Below are 19001 nucleotides of genomic sequence, written 5' to 3'. Positions count from 1 at the left end.
TATTTCCGGAAAATTTCCCTTTTTTAGATATAATTTAGAACTCTAAACATTAGGTTATTTCATGTCATGCCAAAGATAATCAAAAACCTAGTAGCGAAGGTTTTTGATTTTTGCTCATATCCCCGACTTATGCAAAAAGTCGGGGATATTGTAAATAAGTCAGTTTAAGGTGTATATCTGCTGAAATTATGAATTTCGCACAGAGGTACTAATTTTTTTGCCAGAAAAAGTCTTTGTCAATTTGTTGGGTGCGAATTAGATACTCTAGCTGCTTTAATCTTGTAAATCCTCTGAACAGGAAAGTATCTTCAGTCATATCTATTTGACTGAACAATTTAAATAGCTGTTCGGCACCTAATTGAGCATTCCAATCACACTTAAATCCGGGTAGCATGGTGTTGATTTTCTCAAAAGATACCCGGTAGCTGCGGTTGTCTGCACCGTTATCGCCAAAAGACAATTGACAGCCTGTAAAGACATCTGCAATGATTTCTGCAATTTCTCTAACTCGATAGTTGTTTGCAGTATCCCCAACGTTAAAGATTTGTCTGTGTACAATATCACGAGGTGCTTCCAAGGCACAAACAATTGCTTTGCAGATATCTAGCGCATGAACTAACGGCCGCCAAGGTGTACCATCGCTAGTCATTTTGATTTCTTTGCTAGTCCATGCCAAGCCAGCTAGGTTGTTTAAAACAATATCAAACCGCATTCTTGGTGAAGCGCCAAAAGCTGTAGCATTTCGCATAAAGGTAGGAGAGAAATCATCATCAGCTAGTTGCATGACATCTCGTTCTACCAAAGTTTTACATTCTGCATAGGCTGTTTGGGGATTCACAGGAGATTCTTCTGTGACATCTCCCTCAGTAGCTACACCGTAAACGCTACAAGAAGACATATATACAAAGCGACGTATACCCGCTTCTTTAGCTAACTTAGCTAGGCGCACTGAACCGTGATGATTGATGTCGTAGGTGATGGTAGGCGATAGTTGTCCAGTGGGATCGTTAGATAGTTCCGCCATGTGAACTATTGCATCAACACCTTGTAGGTCTTTAAGTGTAATGTTGCGGATATCTTTATTTAAGGTTTTGGCTGTCACATCAGTACCGTTGAATAGCCAGCCAGCTTTATAGAAACCTGTATCTACTCCTAAAACTTCATGTCCTCGTTCCATTAACAGAGGAGGTAATAAAGAACCAAGATAACCTTCTGTTCCAGTGACTAATACTTTCATTATTGTGAAGCCTTTGTATTGATTATTTGCTTGTGTTTGTCATTACTAAATAGGCACAAAAATCTTCTTGAATTTTGCCTATTTCTTCAAATTAGTTCAGAGTTTTGAGGTATTGATGCGGGCCAATTTCATAAATTTTCTACCCAAGCGTCTCCCAAATGTATCTCGCCATCCTGACCAAGCTGTCATGTCTAAATATTGAAAAAATAAATGCTTTTTAGGATGTTTACATTCCACTCGCAATCCCGCACACCAAGGTTTAGGATAATTTGTACAGTGAATAATGTAGGGACGATGCAATAGCTCGTTATAAATATCTTCAGCAAAAGGACTTTCGTTCCAGGATGAATAATCATAAATTCTCGGCATTTGATTCCATAGCGGATGAATTTCTTGCCATTTACCTGCCAGAATTGCGTTTAGTCCATCCTGGTCATTTCTCACATACTCTTATAACTTTCATAACTTTCACCTAAATATTTGTTAGCTGATGTTGGGAATTGAAAATGGGATGCTATCAGCACACAGGTGAAGTTGGAAATCAATAACTACAGCAGCAAGGAAGACTCAGAGAAAGGCAATTTAGAGAGAGATGTTGCGAAAATAAGAAATGTGGATAGGGTGGGCACTGCCCACCCTATGCCTATTGAGAATGCTGCAAAATATCAGATACCCTTGATGGGTTAAATAACCGATGCGGCTAGATGTGAAGGTTCAGGAACTTGCGCCACTATTGCTTTGCCAATTTCTAGAGAAGAAGTAGCGGCTGGTGAAGGCGCATTGCAAACATGAATAGAGTTTTGCCCTGGGATAATCAAGAAGTCATCCACTAGCTTACCGTCATTCATCAATGCTTGAGCGCGAACTCCTGCATGGGTAGGAACTAAATCTTGGGCTTGCACTTCGGGAATGAGTTGTTGCAAACTCTTCACAAAGGCGGCTTTGCTAAAGGAACGGATAATTTCTTGAATCCCTTCATCAGCATGTTTTGCGGCTAATTTCCAGAAACCAGGATAAGTCATTACCTCAGCAAAATCTCGCAAGTCAAAGTCGGTTTTGTGATAACCTTCGCGTTTCAGGCTCAATACGGCATTGGGGCCTGCATGAACGCTACCATCAATCATGCGGGTAAAGTGGACACCCAAGAAGGGAAAATCTGGATTAGGTACTGGGTAAATCAGAGTTTTCACCAGGTAGCGTTTTTCGGGGGTGAGTTCGTAATATTCTCCCCGGAAGGGTACGATTTTCGCTTGTGGTTCCACATTACCTAATTTAGCCACGCGATCGCTATGCAATCCGGCGCAATTAATTACAAACCGAGTTTCAAAACTACCGTTGTTGGTTTCTAGTACCTGATTTTTCCCACTAGGCCTAATCTTCTCTACTTTGGTGTTGAGGCGTAAATCACCTCCTTGCTGTTGAATTAACTCAGCGTATTTCTCGCTAACTTGCTTGTAATTAGCAATACCTGTAGAGAATACTTTAATGCCAGCTACACAACTGACATGGGGTTCAATTTCTCTAACTTCTTCGGGACTAATTCTTTGGACTTGAATGCCATTTTCTAAGCCGCGTGTATAGAGATTTTCTAGGCGTGGTATTTCTGCATCTGAAGTTGCCACAATTACTTTGCCACAAATCTCATGAGCAATGCCATATTCTCGGCAGAATTCCACCATTGAATTAGCACCGTCACGGCAAAATTTAGCTTTATAACTTCCAGGCTTATAGTAAATTCCTGAGTGAATTACACCGCTATTATTACCTGTTTGGTGAAATGCCCATTTGCTTTCTTTTTCTAATACTAAAATTCTGGCATTGGGATAGCGTTTGCCTAAAGCCATCCCTGTAGAAAGTCCAACGATTCCCCCACCAATAATTGCAAAGTCGTACATTAGTATTATCGCACCTTTAAAAACAACCAATTTAAGAGTTTAGCGAATTTTAGATTTTAAATTTTGGATTTTATATGGAAAATCTAATTTTTAACTATTTTCAATTAACTAGATTTATAGTCTACTGACAATCAGCAAGAGACTGGCAATAAATCTAAAATCCAAAGTCCAAAATTGATTCATTACGCAACTCTTAAATATTCTACTACCATACTTTCCAAGGTGCTTGACCACTCTTCCACAAGTCTTCGAGATAATTCTTATCACGTAATGTGTCCATTGGTTGCCAGAAACCATTATGTTTGTAAGCAGATAACTGTTCCATATCTGCTAATTTTTCTAATGGTTCTTTTTCCCAAACTGTACTGTCATCAGCAATGAAGTCGATTACTTGGGGTTCTAAAACAAAATAACCGCCATTAATCCAAGCACCATCACCTTCAGGTTTTTCACGAAAACTAGTAATTTTAGTTTGTTCTTGTCCCAAAGAAATTGCGCCAAAACGTCCCGCAGGTTGTACTGCTGTGAGTGTGGCTAAGGTATTTTGTGCTTTATGCAGCTTAATTAGTTCTGTAATATTTACATCACAAACACCATCACCATAGGTAAAGCAAAAAGTATCGTTACCCAAATGTTCTCTGACTTGCTTTAAGCGTCCACCTGTCATAGTGTTATCCCCTGTATTTACCAAGGTCACACGCCAGGGTTCAGCATATCCAGAATGCACATTCATCTGATTAAAACGCATATCAAAGGTGACATCTGACATGTGCAAGAAGTAATTAGCAAAGTACTCCTTAATCACATAACCTTTATATCCACAACAAATAATAAAATCATTAATGCCGTGGGCAGAGTAAATCTTCATGATGTGCCACAAAATTGGTTTACCACCAATTTCCACCATCGGCTTAGGTCTGATACTTGTTTCTTCACTTAAGCGTGTACCCAGACCACCAGCCAAAATCACTGCTTTCATGCAATTTCCTCAAGATTTGCAGGTAGTTTAATAATTAACTTTTTCGTTGCTAATGAAGCGATTGCACCTGGAATAGAGAAAAATCTATTTACCATTTATCTTTCTCCGTAAATAATCTAACTAGATTTTTGCGCTTTTCTGTAAAGACAAGGTAAATAAAAATCTTTGTTATATAAAAGCTTTATGAATACGGAGAAAATATGAAAATTAATTACTTCATAGGTGAGCAATATAACCCAAAAAATAAATCGGATTTAGCAATCGCTAAACCCGATTTTATGGATGATTTTCTCATACTTATTAATAATTGAGTATTAATTGAATAGTGATAGAATTTACTTTTTTAAGAAAAAAATAAATTATTGGCAGTTGTCATCAATTCTTTGCTCAAATAATTGTGAGTTTGTAGCCAGTGCCACACACCAATTATCCCTGCTCAAAGAAGATACTGCACGTATCTAGCAGTCAGGAATTTCCAATATCTAGACAAAAAAATTCTGCAACGCGCCGCTTTTTCTCACGAAAATGCTACGCGTAGCTTCCTAGTGGGGGTTAGCAATTAACTGACTCCACCACAGTTTTTATAAGCATATCTACGGGCGGCTTACCACCCGCTATGAACGAGCAAACTCAACTCTAGCCTAAGCGCCCCTATTTACTTTGTTTCTGCTGAATCCAAAACATTGCTACTTTGGAATAAAGCATCACATTTATTTTCTACAACAATACAGAGGCTACTGAGTGCTTGTTGGTAGTTGTCCATATCTTCTTGTTCTAGAGAGACTTTGGCAGAGGTTTGTAAATCATCAATTGCTTTCATCCGATTTACCTCTGAATTTTGGCTACCATATTGTGACAGCTCGTAGTGAATCATACCTCGCTTGAGGTAGACTTTCCCCTGTTTAGGGTTGATGCTTAACGCTTGGTTAAAGTCCACGATCGCTTTATTGTACTCGCGCGCATAATCGTTGCTATATTGAGCAATCTGCGAATGGACAATACCCCGTTGGAAGAAAGCTTCTGGTTGTGAGGGATTGATATCAATGGCTTTGGTAAAATCATTGATGGCTTGCTGATAATCTTGTTGCGAGTCGCCACTATATTTAGCAACTTGGGCGCGGACAACACCTCGTCTGATGTAGGCTTCTACTTCCTTACTATTAAGACGCAGCGCATTATTAAAGTCAGCGATCGCTAAGGTATATTCGCGATCGGGATCGTTGCTATAGTCAGCTAGCATATAGCGCACATTACCCCGATTTACAAATGCTTTGAGTTCTCTGGGGTTGAGTTGCAAAGCTGCGGTGTAGTCGCTGAGTGCGCCTTCATAGTCTTTCATGTTATAGCGGGCGTTACCTCGGTTAACATGAGCCTTGGCGTTGTTAGGTTCTTTTTCTAAAGCTTGGTTAAAGTTCTCAATCGCCCGCCCATAGTCTCGCACTTTATAAGCTGCATGACCCTGTTTATAGTAATCATCAAAGCTGAGGTTTTTGTTTTTGATTGTCTGATTAGGCTGAAAAGTTTGCTGGGTATAAGCATTTTGGGAAACAACTGGGCTAGTTAATTTCACCATGACATCTAAATACCCTAATAAACCAAAACCGAGTACGCACAACCCTACTGGGTACCATTTGCGATTTTTGAGGATATTGGGGAAAGTAGCTTTTTTGTTATATGTGGCTTGCCATTGATGTGTTGTTAAGGGGGCTACAGGTTGCGGCCTTTGGGTCGGCTGATTGTAGCGATTTCTAGCTGGTATACGAGGTTTGAGGTGTTCTTTGGCAGCGATCGCGCGATGTGACGGGAAGGGATCGCGTCCACCTAAGCGTTTAGTACGTTCGCACCAAGGACATGAATGTAGATGTTCGTTATAGCTATGCTGAGGATTAACGCTACAAGTAATCAGGCTTTCTTCAGCTTCCGCTATGGCTAGCATCCAGGTTTGGGCGCTGGGACGGACATGTGGGTCGTTATGTCCATCCTCAAAACAACGTAAAAACAGTTCTTGTAAGGTGGGGTGCAAAATATCCCAAGCTGGTGCTATGGGAGTAGCTAGGTAAGGAACTTTCCGCTTTTGACTGTAAGTAAAATGACCAGAAGCAATACGTGATTCGTATGCGGGTGGTTCGCCAGCACCTTGGAAAATACCAGAAAATGGGTGGGTACCTTCCATCAACAGTTGAAAGATCAGTACTCCTAACCCAAACAAATCGTGAGTAACTTCGCGATCGTGCTGTGAGAAAATCTTGTTTTGCAGTTCTGGTGGGGTAAATTCTGGTTTACCTACAGGGCATCGGTAAACAGCATGAGTATCGGGATCGAGTACCTGGAAGGAGTCTGTATCGACTAATGTCACCAGCGCTGTGTCACTTACCAGGATATTGGACTCATTGACATCACCAATGCAATATCCGCTACTATGTAAAGCCGCAAAAGCTGCCGCCAGATTTCTTGCTGTACGTAGCAGGTACTGGTAGTTGAATAATGGGCAGTGTTGGCGGCGGGTTCTGGGATTGTAAAAGTCAATAATCGGACGCATCCCACGAATCCGCGGCATTAAAAAGCCAACAATGCGATCGCTGCCATCTACTGCGCGTAATACATCCTGTGGCCAAGCAATAGAGATATGCCCTAAATTAGCTGTGGGGTTTTCTGGCGGATTAACCAGCATTGCTTGGAGTTTGTAAGCGTGTGCGGCTGTGGGTTTGTGATAAACCTTAGCCACTAAGTTGCTTTGGGATGGTACTGCATAGATACAAGCTTCACCACCACGCCCTAGACTGACGTTAAGATTCAGAATTTCCTGTTTAGGAAGACAACGTAGTACCTGCATGATAGAGTTACGGTTAACGGGGGTTACTTAAAAATGCTGAATCATCTGGCGGATCTGGGTTTACGGTTTGCTGAGTGCCGCGATGATGAGTGTTAAGTCATCGTCAGTGCGCTGTGTAATCCGTTCAGATCCTAAAAACTTGACTAACTGTTCTTTAGCCACCGTCTTATCCTGAGTATTCGCGACAAAGTCGAATAACGGAAAGAAGAATGGTTTGTGCGGTTCGCCAACCACCATATTTAAAGCCAGCATTTGTAGCCCATCGGTGAGCACGCTGACATTAACTATGGATTCACGCCATAATTTCATTTGTGCTGTTTCTAAGGCTCCTGGCGAAGTCAAAAAAGTGGTTTCGTTAATATATTCACCACTGTCGGGCATAGTTAATGCCAGTAGATTCCCTGTACTATCTTTGGCTACTGCCAAGCCGTCACCAATCTGGGCCACCGCTACCACTTCTGGCGTGGCGACCATCACAATTAAGGTAGTTGCTAAATCCTGAAGCTGATTATTACATGCGGCCGCTTCGTCTTCTACCGCTTTTTTAGCGGCTAACATCGCGTCTGTCAACAGCGATCGCACGACTCCATCATCCGCTAAAGCATCGCGAGTGATTTCTTTGATAGCTATGTTTTCTATAGCTGTTTCTACAGCAATCATCGCTCCGACTTTGCCTTGGATGGCTGAACCTGCACCATCTGCTGCTGCTGCCACTAACACATTATCCGATAATAATTGCCAGTGGTGAGCATCCTGACACAGCTGTTTGTTTTTTAAATGGCTAGTACCACATACTGATGCAGCTACTACCTGCCATTGAGGTATCTGTTTTGACATATTCATAGATTTTTTGCAACAGCTAGCTGTGTTAGTATCAAGCTGCAATATTTATTAAACAGTACCCCAACCTATTGGTGGTAGTGCTACTTGTTCATCAAGTTGTGAGTGGGACACAGCTGACATACTGGCTGATAACCAGACAAACATCTCAATAAAATTCAATCCCTTGAGTTTTAAAGGAGTACGTACAGCTATCTGATTCAAACGTGTCATGTTAGCATTTTCTACCCCTACAGTAAAAAATGCTACTTTTTTATTGGCTTCGTCGCCTTGCAAGCGTTTACTTGCTTGTTCTACGACTTGATCTAACTCTCCTTGTGGTTCACCATCAGTAATCATAAACACCCAAGGACGGTAGTAGGCGATACCATTAGCACGATATTGAGATTTGCGCTCTTGAATCATGTCCAAGGCTTTATGAATCCCTGAACCCATAGTGGTCAATCCTTGTGCTGTCAGGATTGGTGGGTTAAATTGATCGGCAGTCACAAAGTCTTGTACTACGTTCACAGTACTATCAAAGGTGACTATAGCTACTTCTACTCTTCTAGCTGCTAAAGAATTTTTGACCAATTCATCTTTTAAACTCAGCAAGCCTTGATTTAAAGCTTCTATGGGATCTCCTTGCATCGAACCAGATGTGTCTAGCAAGAGCACACAAGGGCATCGAGGTTCAGGATTTTCCGCAAATTCTACTACTTCATCAAGTCTTAATGTATCATGCATAACTTTGTGTGTTATGTTATAATTCAAAGTATTTTTTCCTTATTAGCTCTCAGTATATAGTTTTTAGGTAAAAAAAACTACATTCCTGAGGATTTTATTTGCATATCTCTTAATAATTATTAATGAGATTCTTCCTACTCAATTATCTACATATTCAAGAAACCCTTAATTGATAGGCAATTGAGTCCAGAAGACTTTACATATAGTTTACTTTAATCGCATTAAGCCATTTAGTGAACTTCATAATTCTCGTAAACTCACAATACAATAAATACCAGCATTTTCCCACAAAAAAGTTTAAAGCTTTTGTGTAGAAAGCAGTAGTTTTATATGAAAAGAATAAATCCGTAGGAATCGCAATCATCATCATTATCAGAATTATCCTCAGTTCAATATGTCAACTGTGAGGCCAAAGCACCGTAAAAATACTAGGCTGTTCTCAGGGTACAAAATTTAACAAACAAGTTATACTGTGGTTTTTAAGGTCAGTCAGGGATGTAGATATTTCTTAGCAATAATTTGTTTCAAGAGAAAAATTAAAGCTAAGAAACCATATTCATTGTTGTTATTTCAAATTTACTTTGATTCACGTTGATTTTCCGGAAACCTCGAAAAGTATGAATCTCTCTGGCTCATTCACCAAACTACGTCCCCAAAGTTTGTTAAGTCAGTTATCTAAAAGTTCTGACAGTACCTATTTACGAGCATTTAGCAACTCTGTAACTTGGTCGATTTACCTGGAACAGGGGAAAATAACCTACGCTACCCACTCAGTTGAACCCTTCGATCGACTAGAACGTCATTTACGTCGTCTCAGCCATCAAATTCCCTTACTTACTAGCGAAACTCGCGTGCAATTACGTCTGATGTTTGAAGTTGACTCACCAAATCAACTGATGCAACACCAGAGTAATTCAGATAACGAACCACCTGATTATCAAGCAATTGTCTGGCTTGTCAATCAGGGACACTTACATTCCACACAAGCAGCAGTACTGATTCAAGAATTAGTCAAAGAAGTGATTGAATCTCTGCTGTTAATCAAAATGGGAAACTATGAATTAAGTGATTTACCGCCTCATGTACCGAAAATTTGCAGGCTTGACGTAGAAAAGATTATCGAACGTTGCCAAACAAGATTAGAGCGTTGGCAATCTTTTGCTCCTCATATTTCTTCTCCCTATCAGCGTCCTTACCTGTTTATTAACAAATCAATTCAAAACCCAATATTTGTAGATCTGCAACCTAATTTAACTTACTGGATGAAGGGTTTTAGCCTGCGTCATCTTGCTGTGATTATGAACCAAGATGAAATCCAACTGGCTCAACACTTATATCACTACATTGTTAATGGTGGAATTATATTACATGAAGCCGATCCGCCATTTGATAAATTACCTAAGACATTTAGCCCCAGCTCATCTCCTACTCAATATATAACAGAACCATCGGAATCGGGATTAGTTAATAAAGTCGTAGAAGTCAATAATACTTCTGCTAAAGCCTCCCCAAATATCCCTGTAGAGAATATAGAGCCTCTTGAGGAATTATCATATATTTCTTCTCCTTCTTTAGAAAACCATCAGGAATTAACACTACCAAATAACATAAATTTAGCTCCTGAAAGAGTAACCACTGCTACTGCAACCGCTAAAAAGGTTTACAAAATTATTTCTGTAGATGATAGCCCCACGATCCTCAGAGAAATTAGTCGTTTTTTAGAGGATGAAAACTTTGCTGTAGTGACTATTGAAGACCCACTCAAAGCTGTCATGTCAATTATTAGGCATAAACCAGATTTAATCTTACTAGATTTAAATATGGCAGGTATTGATGGCTATGAGTTGTGCCGAATTATACGGAATAACTCTATGTTTAAGCATGTTCCTGTTATATTTGTTACAGGTAATAAAGGATTGGTAGATAAAGTCAAGGCAAATTTGGTAGGGGCTTCTGGTTATCTTACTAAACCTTTTACTCGTGCCGAATTATTGAAGCTTGTCTTTATGCATTTGGCTTGATTAAATAAAAATTACATTACTTTTGGATCGGAGTTCAGATTTATTATATGCGTAAGGATTCAGGTGGCAGAGTATTGACAAAGGGATCGCTTGAGGAGGAGTATCACAGATATGAACCAAAACCTGCCTCAAGATTTAGACCGGGAAAGCTTGAACCAGTTATCGAAACAAGAACTGGTAGAGATAATCATTGAGCAGAGCAAGGTAATAGGTGAATTACAGAAAACAGTATTAGAACTACAGCAAGAAATAGAACGTTTAAAAGTCAGCAGAGATTTAGACAGCAAAACCTCATCTAAGCCGCCATCAGGGGACATCCTCAAAAAGAGTGAAAACAAAAAAGCAGCACCGCAAGAAGAATCAAATCATCCCAAAAGAAAGCCAGGTGGGCAACCAGGGCATCAAGGTAAGACCCGTAAGGGTTTTGGTAGAGTAGATCGTTGTGAAATCTTACGTCCAAGTGATTGTGTCTGTTGTGGTCAAAAAGCGTTTGCGGCTGTGGCAGTAAAAGTAGAAAAACAGTCTGTAGCGCAACTAGTGGAGCGTCCCATTGAAATAGTTGAGTATCAACGCCATACGTGCCAGTGTGAGTACTGTGGCAATATACAAACAGCCTCCTGGTCACAAGATATCATCCCAGGACAGGATTTAGGGATTTCTTTACAGGCATTTTTAGGATGGGCAAATAATTATGCACATATGCCCTATGAAAAACAGCAAGAAATGTTGTGGGAGTTAGGTCAAATTGAAATTGGGCTGGGAACTTTAGTCACCACAAATGAACGAATTCAAACAGCGATTCAACCAAGCATTACTGAGTTAAGTAATTGGGTAAAACAGACACAACCTAACATTCATGTGGATGAAACACCTTGGTCTGTCAAGGGAGTTAAAGAATGGTTGTGGGTAGTTGCCAATTCTGAGTTTTGCCTGTTTACTGCTGCTGACACTCGTTCCAGAGCAGAACTAGAAGCCATTTTAGGGGCTAAATATACAGGGGTAATCAGCAGCGATGATTTTAGTGTTTACAATGGCTATGCGGTGCCTGAGCAGCAGAAATGTTTGGCTCATCTACGCCGTCACTTCAAAAAACTAATTCAACTTCCAGGTCTTCACAACCAAGCTATTGGTGAAGCATTTGTGGATTTAATTGATGAAGCTTTTGGAAATTATGCCCAATGGTTTGAGACTCTTGACTGCGCCAGTTATAACGATTGGGTCAATCAATTCAAATCTAAATTGCAACAAACACTTGATGACTGGATTAACTTAGCCGGAGCTACAGCAGGAAACCTTTTACGTTCCTTGCGCGATAAAGCCTCCCAATGGTGGTATTTCCTTGACAACCCTGAAGTTCCTCCTGATAACAATCAAGCCGAGCGATCGCTGCGTTTGGCTGTGACAAAACGTAAAGTTAGTGGTGGTTCCCGTTCGATGGAGCGGTTTCAACATACTGCCAATTTGTTGACGGTGGTTCAAACCTGTCGTCGTCAAAGTCTGTCTGTTATTGATTTTTTTGTACAAGCACTAATTGCTGACTCTATTAATTCTCAGTCTCGCCCTTCTCTAGTTCCTCAATTTTAGACCTGAATCCTTACTTATATGCCTACCGTTTTAGTTGTTGAAGATACTCCCTCTCAATTAGAATTAATTAATAGTTATCTGGGAGACAGTGGTTATATCGTACTCAAGGCTTATGATGCTAAAGACGGGCTGAATCAAGCAGTCAATCACCAACCTGATGTGATTATCACTGATGTTGTGATGCCAGGACTTAGTGGTTTTGAATTCTGTCGTCAATTGAAAAAAAATCCTGCAACCCAAAAACTACCAATTATTATTTGTAGTTCAAAAAATCAAGACATCGATAGAATTTGGGGAATGAAACAAGGAGCAGATGTTTATTTAACTAAGCCATTCACTAAACAACAATTAATCCGTGCGATTGAATCTGTAGTTGGGTGAAATAATTGCTACTAAAATACCAGCTTCTCACTTGAGCGTATGTACTCAACCTAGAAGTAGAGGTAGGCAATTTTGGTAAAAAAATATAATATTCTGCTTTATTAGATTATATTACCGAATGATTATATAATAATGCTTGAATGAATACAGTAGTGCGATCGCGTTTATAGGACTCATATTCGATTTTTGAAATTCAGGTAGTGGACTGACACGCCTAAAATGAGGCATTAGATTTGATTAAATTAACCGCAGATAAACGCTGATGAATTTTTGCTATTGCATCAAATTAGCTGTGTCAGTCCAGTAGAATGCGTTACGCTAACGCTAACGCATCCTACAGCAGATGGAAGAATTCAAAAATTAAAGTGCAGCACCAGATTTCGCTTCCGCACCCATAGGTGCAACATAATCACGGAAAAGAGTCATCTGTTGCTCAAAAGCTAATCCTTTAATTCTATCTAACAAAGCTTGAGCATCTGAAGACAGCTTGTAATCGGATGGCATAGGAATGATAGTACCGTTATCCATACCTTGAGATAAGCGATACCAAAAGAGTAACTTTGTCGTTTCACCTAAAGAACCGTATTGACGAGAAAGTTGAGTGTCAACTTTGTTAATTAAATCACGCTGAAGTTGTAACTGTTCTTCGTGAGATAATTCTTTAACTTGATTGAATAACCCTTCTGCAATATCTGAAGAAGCAGTACTTGCACCGGGTGCTGCTGGTGTAATTGAGCCACCCATCTCTTTGTAGATAAACCAAAACAAAGCAAGCTGTTGATCCACATCCAATTTTTGCCAAGCTTGAACCTGTTCTCTGATAGTTGGATCGTTGGTTTGGGTGTATGTCATTACAAACTCCGCTGAAATTTTTGATTACTTAGGTAACCGTAACAAAGTTATTTCTGTGGTTTAACCTTACTGAAGATAGAAGTATATAAATTTCCAAAAATAATTGTTAAAATCTGGCAAAAAGACAGTTTTTAGAGATTTATAGGCAACTAAGTCTATTTTGTAAAATAATTTTTTTGCTATCTAAAGTAGCAGACACAAATAGAAATTTAACCTTACTGAAGACAGATGTAATGCTAATTTTCTGCCTCAAGCCACCTATGAAACAATACGGTTCAGTTAAGGATAAATTGTCGGTTGGGCTAACGTAATATCAATTTGCTGGAAATAAACCCAACTATGTTACGAAACTTAAATAAGCTTACAACCCTTTGGGTTCCGCGTTAGCGGTACAAGCAGGGGAACCAGTGGCTCACAAATGACTAATGACAGCCCTTACCGACTCTCTTTAATTGCACTGCGATTCCGACTTAATATTTCTTATTTAAATTTTGTGAAATTCACGTTTACTTTATAGTCTTTTCGGGAAATCTAAATCTAATAGAAAACTGGGTAAATAGAAATTTTGGTTAAAGCTTAACTGGAAAACAGATTGGCCTTTTCCAAAGCACTAAGTGCTTACTAGGCGAAGGCTAAATTTTTCCGCTGAATTTAGTAGGTAATTGGCATGACTGGTGAAATTGTGAAAATGTACTCAATTTACACCTAATGAAAAATTTCAAAATTTATAAGTTCTTGGTATATGCAACAGCCATTTCAATTAGAAGATGTAGAGTCGGTAGCTAAATATTCGAGATTTTTCTCTCTTTCTATAGATTTACTTTGTATTGCTGGGTTTGATGGTTATTTCAAACATATTAACCCAATTTGGCATAAAATTTTAGGCTGGTCAAATCAAGAGCTACTTGCTAAACCATTTATTGAATTTGTGCATCCAGAAGACCGCGAATCTACAATTTTAGAAGCACAGAAATTGACAACGGGAATAGATAGAATTTGCTTTGAAAATCGCTATATTTGTGCAGATGGCTCTTATAAATGGTTGTCATGGAATTCTACAACTTTCCAAGAGGAAAAGTTAATTTATGCCATAGCTCGTGATATTACTGCCACTAAAGAGCAAGAAATCGTTCTCTGGAATTCTCTGCAAGAATCAGAAAATTTAAAATATGCTATAAATGCCCATTCTTTGGTAGCAATTACTGATCACAAGGGAAGGATTACTTATGTCAATGATAAATTTTGCAAAACCTCTCAATATTCCAGAGAAGAACTGATAGGAAAAAACCACAGAATTATCAATTCTGGTTATCACAGCAAAGAATTTTTCGTGCAATTATGGGAAACTATTTCTCAAGGAAAAATCTGGCAAGGAGAAATCAAAAATAAAGCCAAGGATGGTAGTTTTTATTGGGTAGAAACAACTATAGTACCAAAGCTATCTGCAGACGGGCGACCGGAGAAATATGTCGCGATTCGTACCGATATTACTCAGCGTAAACTTTCCGAGTTAGCGATTCGAGAACGATCGCAACTTTCATTATTAAGTGCAGAAGTTAGTTTAATCTTAGCTCAAAGTGGTACTTTGAATAAAATTATTCAACAGTGTACACATACAATATCGCAATATCTAGATGTTGCTTTTGTGGGGATTTGGACTGGAGAACAACAGACAAAAGATATTCAATTTCAAGCGGGGGTGACTTGTACAGATAGTAGCTGTAGCATCTTAACTAACCTGCAAAATTTCCCTAATCAAACTTTATTAGTTAACAGTGTTATTGACGCAATCAATCAAAATCATCAAGTAATATTAAATCAAGACTTACAAACAAATTACCACATTGGCAATCTAGACAATATCTCATCAAACTTACTCTTTTCTGCCTATCCATTAATAGTGGAAGAAGAATTAGTAGGTATTATGGCTTTATTTAGCTGTGCATCTTTGAGCCAACCTACTCATAATATGCTCAATTGGATAGCTAATAATATCGCTGTAGCCATTGATAGAATTTGGGCAAAAGCACAGCTTCTCAGCCGTCGGGAAGCTTTACTGCTGGGTTTAGCTAGCCAAATCCGTAGTTCTTTGGAACTCGATACTATTTTGGAAACTGCTGTGAGAGAAATCCGCAGTTTACTACAAATTGACCGTTGCTACTTTATCCGTTACTTACCTGAATTCTCTCAAACTAGCTTGTCTATTACTCATGAAGCACGTCAGCCGGAATTACCTAGTATATTAAGTGTAATTTCGCTGAAAAAATACTCTTTTTTAGCGAAACATCTGCTGCATCAAGAGCTAATTTGTATTCACAATATTGATAGCGATCGCCAAATTGAAGAGCATATCGAAAAATTCTTGACTGAGTTTGGTATTACTTCTTTATTATTGCTACCAGTTAGTAGTAATACGGGAGAATTAGGAGCAATTGTTTGTAGTCATTGTAGCGGCGAACGTGTTTGGGAAAATAGTGAAATCAACTTGTTGCAAGCTGTCACCGATCAATTAGGAATTGCCATTGACCATGCACAACTTTATACACAAAGTCGTACCGCCACCTTAGCAGCGCAAGCTCAAGCTGAAAAACTCAGTGATACTTTGCATAAGTTGCAACAAACTCAAGCACAACTCATTCAGCAAGAAAAAATGTCTAGTTTAGGACAATTAGTTGCTGGGATTGCTCATGAAATTAATAATCCAGTTAATTTTATTCATGGTAATCTCACCCCAGCCGATGAATATGTACAAGAGTTACTAGAACTACTAAAACTTTATGAAAAACACTATCCTCATCCTGTTCACGAAATTCAGGAATTTTGTGAAACAGTTGATTTAGAATTTATTGCTCATGACTTATTAAAACTACTTTCTTCTATGAGAATTGGTACTAATCGCATTCGGGAAATTGTGCTGAGTTTACGCAATTTTTCGCGCTTAGATGAAGCGGAAATGAAAGCAGTTAATCTTCATGAAGGTCTTGATAGTACGCTACTAATTTTACAGAATCGGCTGAAAGCCAAACCAGAGCATCCGATTGGTATTGAAATCATCAAAGAATATGGGGAATTACCTTTAGTAGAGTGCTATCCTGGGCAAATAAATCAGGTATTCATGAATATTATTAATAATTCTATTGATGCTCTAGAGAATTATCTCAATCAGCATTCTCACTCAGATACTCAAAAAAATCGTAGCCAAATTAGAATCCGTACCGAACTTGTTAATAATAATCGGATTATTGTGAGAATTGCAGATAATGGCCCAGGTATAACAAAAGATGTAAAGTCAAAACTATTTGACCCATTTTTCACAACTAAACCTGTAGGTAAAGGTACAGGCTTAGGCTTATCTATTAGTTATCAGATTGTTGTAGAAAAGCACGCGGGAATTTTAAGGTGTGAGTCAATATTAGGTAAAGGCACAGAATTTTGGATTGAAATTCCTTTAAAGCAGAAAGAAACGCCGATTCTATCTCACGAATTACAGCAGATTGCCAGTTGCTAAGTACAGATAAGTCAATACAGTTTAGTTTCATTAGAGATTGATTTGTCACTTGTGGAAACAGTTAACTCAATTGGGGGAGAATCCCCCAAACCCCCGATTGGGTGACGGTTGCGTCCCCCAAACCCCCTCCAAAATTATTGTTCGGTTTTTTTGTTGAGTAACTAGTTTTTTGGTTTTGTTATCAATTAATTTTCTTAACTGAACTGTATTTACAGATAAGTAGGGCACGGCACCAGTAAGATAATTTGATGTATCACAAGATGGTCGATGTTCCCTACATGGACTTTATCTGTTGCAAACATTATGTGAATTGATATCAGCCTACATTGAAGCTATTTCTAAATAGATTAGTTTTTGCTCGCCTGATAAGTTTTAAAACCGCCACTGAGGTTATAAGCATTAAAACCATTTAGCCTTAAAGCACGAGTAGCGTAATAACCCCTTTGTCCGACTTGGCAATAAACCCAAATCTCTTTTTCTGCAGGTAGTTCACTCATGCGCTGACGCAATTCAGGAAGGGGAATATTAATTGCTCCTTCTACATGGCCTGCTGCAAACTCATTCACCCCACGCACATCTAAAAGTAAGCCATCTAATTTTGCTAAATATTCCCAATGTGCCAAAGGTGCATCTTGATTTAGATCGTTAGCTGCAATCATCCCAGCCACATTTACTGGGTCTTTGGCTGCACCAAACTGAGGAGCATAACATAATTCAGCTTCTTCTAAGTCATACACTGTTGCTCCTAGTTGAATTGCCATTGAGATCACATCTATACGCTTTTCTACCCCATCTTCTCCCACGGCTTGCGCTCCGAGAATTTTGCCATCGACGGGAGAAAACAGCAGCTTCATATTAATCGGCTTGGCGTTGGGATAATAACCAACATGATGCCCAGGATGTAGGTAAACTTTGTCATAGCTCCAACCTAAGCGCTTGAGTGTTTTCTCATTCGCACCTGTGGAAGCGATCGCTAATCCTAATAAGCCACATACTGAGGTTCCTTGTACACCTCGAAAAGTAGTATTTCTACCGAAAATAGCGTTGGCAGCTATTCGCCCTTGACGGTTAGCCGGGCCTGCTAAAGGAATGAAAGTCCATTCTTTAGTGACAAAATCTTGTACCTCCACTGCATCCCCCACAGCCCAAATGCGGCGATCGCTAGTTTGCATCTGTTCGTTAACGCGAATCCCTCCCCTTGAACCAATCTCTAGCCCCGCAGCCTTAGCCAGTGTGGTTTCTGGGCGGACACCAATTGCTAAAATTACCAAATCTGTGGTGTGGATTTCTCCAGATTCTGCGATCGCGTTAATGGTGCCATCAGGGTTAGATTCAAACCCAACGACTCCATCCCCTAGACGCAACTTCACACCATGCGCTTCTAGGCGATCGTGAATTGGCGCTGCCATTTCTGGATCTAGAGGTGCCATCACCTGAGATTGATTTTGTAATAAAGTCACTGCTATCCCGCGATGCAGAAGATTTTCGGTCATTTCTAAGCCGATAAAGCCTCCACCCACAACTACAGCGCGCTTGACTTGCTTTTGCTCAATCCATTCTCGAATCCGACGGCTATCAGGAATAGTTCGCACAGCAAAAATTCCCGGTAAGTCAATTCCTGGTAGTTGGGGTCGAATTGAGGCTGCTCCTGGTGCTAGTACTAAAGCATCGTAAGATTCTTGGTAAATTGCGCCTGTTTTATTGTTTTTTACTTGAATTGTGGCTGCTTCTTGATCTATGTCCAGCACTTCATTTTCTAATCGCACATCGATATTAAACCTATGTTTGAATAAGTCTGCATTCGCAACGATCAGCTTTTGCTCATCAGTAATCACATCACCAACGTAGTAAGGCAGTCCACAGTTAGCAAAAGAGACATACTGACCTCTTTCAAACATAATAATTTCTGCAGTCTCCGATAAACGGCGCGCCCTCGCTGCACAAGAAGCACCACCAGCAACACCACCAACAATCAAAAGGCGTTTTCGTTCGCTTGTCATTTTTTAAACTCCATTATTCAAAATAGATGTAACAATACCTCAGAGCTAAAACGCCAGATTTTCTGACATCCTGCTCACAAAAACTGCAATATCAATAGAAATGGGTAATTAAGGCTACAGACTAGAATGTCGTTTTATATTTTCA

Annotated in this window: 13 protein-coding genes; 4 read left to right on the top strand and 9 right to left on the bottom strand. The window is 39.5% G+C overall.

Going from position 1 to position 19001, the window contains the following annotated elements; all coding sequences use genetic code 11:
* Positions 1-208: 208 nt before the first annotated feature.
* The 7 genes from HGR01_RS35235 to HGR01_RS35205 form a co-directional block, all read right to left on the bottom strand.
* A complete protein-coding gene (locus HGR01_RS35235; RefSeq protein WP_045873404.1) occupies positions 209-1237 on the bottom strand; it encodes an NAD-dependent epimerase/dehydratase family protein in 1029 nt (342 codons plus the stop codon).
* Positions 1238-1333: 96 nt separating this feature from the next.
* Positions 1334-1681, bottom strand: a complete 348-nt coding sequence (locus HGR01_RS35230) for a glycosyltransferase (protein ID WP_228045596.1) — start codon at positions 1679-1681, stop codon at positions 1334-1336.
* Positions 1682-1920: 239 nt separating this feature from the next.
* On the bottom strand, positions 1921-3132 hold the full coding sequence (gene lhgO / locus HGR01_RS35225) for an L-2-hydroxyglutarate oxidase (RefSeq protein ID WP_045873403.1): 1212 nt from the start codon (positions 3130-3132) through the stop codon (positions 1921-1923).
* A gap of 205 nt (positions 3133-3337) precedes the next feature.
* Complete coding sequence (rfbF, locus tag HGR01_RS35220) at positions 3338-4111, bottom strand: glucose-1-phosphate cytidylyltransferase (protein WP_045873402.1); 774 nt, start codon at positions 4109-4111, stop codon at positions 3338-3340.
* 655 nt (positions 4112-4766) lie between these two features.
* The gene (locus HGR01_RS35215) at positions 4767-6944 is read right to left on the bottom strand and encodes a tetratricopeptide repeat protein (RefSeq protein WP_045873401.1); all 2178 of its coding nucleotides are present in this window, start codon (positions 6942-6944) and stop codon (positions 4767-4769) included.
* Between the two features lie 60 nt (positions 6945-7004).
* Positions 7005-7787 (bottom strand): PP2C family serine/threonine-protein phosphatase, encoded by a 783-nt coding sequence (locus tag HGR01_RS35210; protein ID WP_045873400.1) that lies wholly within the window; start codon positions 7785-7787, stop codon positions 7005-7007.
* A gap of 48 nt (positions 7788-7835) precedes the next feature.
* Positions 7836-8510 (bottom strand): vWA domain-containing protein, encoded by a 675-nt coding sequence (locus HGR01_RS35205; RefSeq protein ID WP_045873399.1) that lies wholly within the window; start codon positions 8508-8510, stop codon positions 7836-7838.
* A gap of 617 nt (positions 8511-9127) precedes the next feature.
* On the opposite strand from HGR01_RS35205, the gene HGR01_RS35200 reads away from it, so the two are divergent.
* The 3 genes from HGR01_RS35200 (at position 9128) to HGR01_RS35190 (ending at position 12496) form a co-directional block, all read left to right on the top strand.
* Positions 9128-10531, top strand: coding sequence for a response regulator (locus HGR01_RS35200; protein WP_045873398.1), 1404 nt, complete (start codon positions 9128-9130; stop codon positions 10529-10531).
* Positions 10532-10642: 111 nt separating this feature from the next.
* Complete coding sequence (tnpC, locus tag HGR01_RS35195) at positions 10643-12115, top strand: IS66 family transposase (RefSeq protein WP_045868690.1); 1473 nt, start codon at positions 10643-10645, stop codon at positions 12113-12115.
* Between the two features lie 18 nt (positions 12116-12133).
* Positions 12134-12496 (top strand): response regulator transcription factor, encoded by a 363-nt coding sequence (locus HGR01_RS35190; protein ID WP_045873396.1) that lies wholly within the window; start codon positions 12134-12136, stop codon positions 12494-12496.
* 360 nt (positions 12497-12856) lie between these two features.
* Here the strand turns inward: HGR01_RS35190 and HGR01_RS35185 are convergent, their stop codons facing one another.
* The gene (locus HGR01_RS35185) at positions 12857-13348 is read right to left on the bottom strand and encodes an orange carotenoid protein N-terminal domain-containing protein (RefSeq protein ID WP_045873395.1); all 492 of its coding nucleotides are present in this window, start codon (positions 13346-13348) and stop codon (positions 12857-12859) included.
* 742 nt (positions 13349-14090) lie between these two features.
* Between HGR01_RS35185 and HGR01_RS35180 the strand changes: the two genes are divergently transcribed.
* Positions 14091-16856: a PAS domain S-box protein gene (locus tag HGR01_RS35180; protein WP_045873394.1), complete on the top strand. Its 2766-nt coding sequence runs from the start codon at positions 14091-14093 to the stop codon at positions 16854-16856.
* 347 nt (positions 16857-17203) lie between these two features.
* Here the strand turns inward: HGR01_RS35180 and HGR01_RS35175 are convergent, their stop codons facing one another.
* Complete coding sequence (locus tag HGR01_RS35175; RefSeq protein WP_045873393.1) at positions 17204-18856, bottom strand: FAD-dependent oxidoreductase; 1653 nt, start codon at positions 18854-18856, stop codon at positions 17204-17206.
* Between the last annotated feature and the right edge of the window lie 145 nt (positions 18857-19001).

It is taken from the genome of Tolypothrix sp. PCC 7712 (genome assembly GCF_025860405.1).
Lineage (GTDB): Bacteria > Cyanobacteriota > Cyanobacteriia > Cyanobacteriales > Nostocaceae > Aulosira > Aulosira diplosiphon.
The sequence above is the reverse complement of the archived record's forward strand: the minus strand, read 5'-3'. Positions and strand labels throughout refer to the sequence as shown.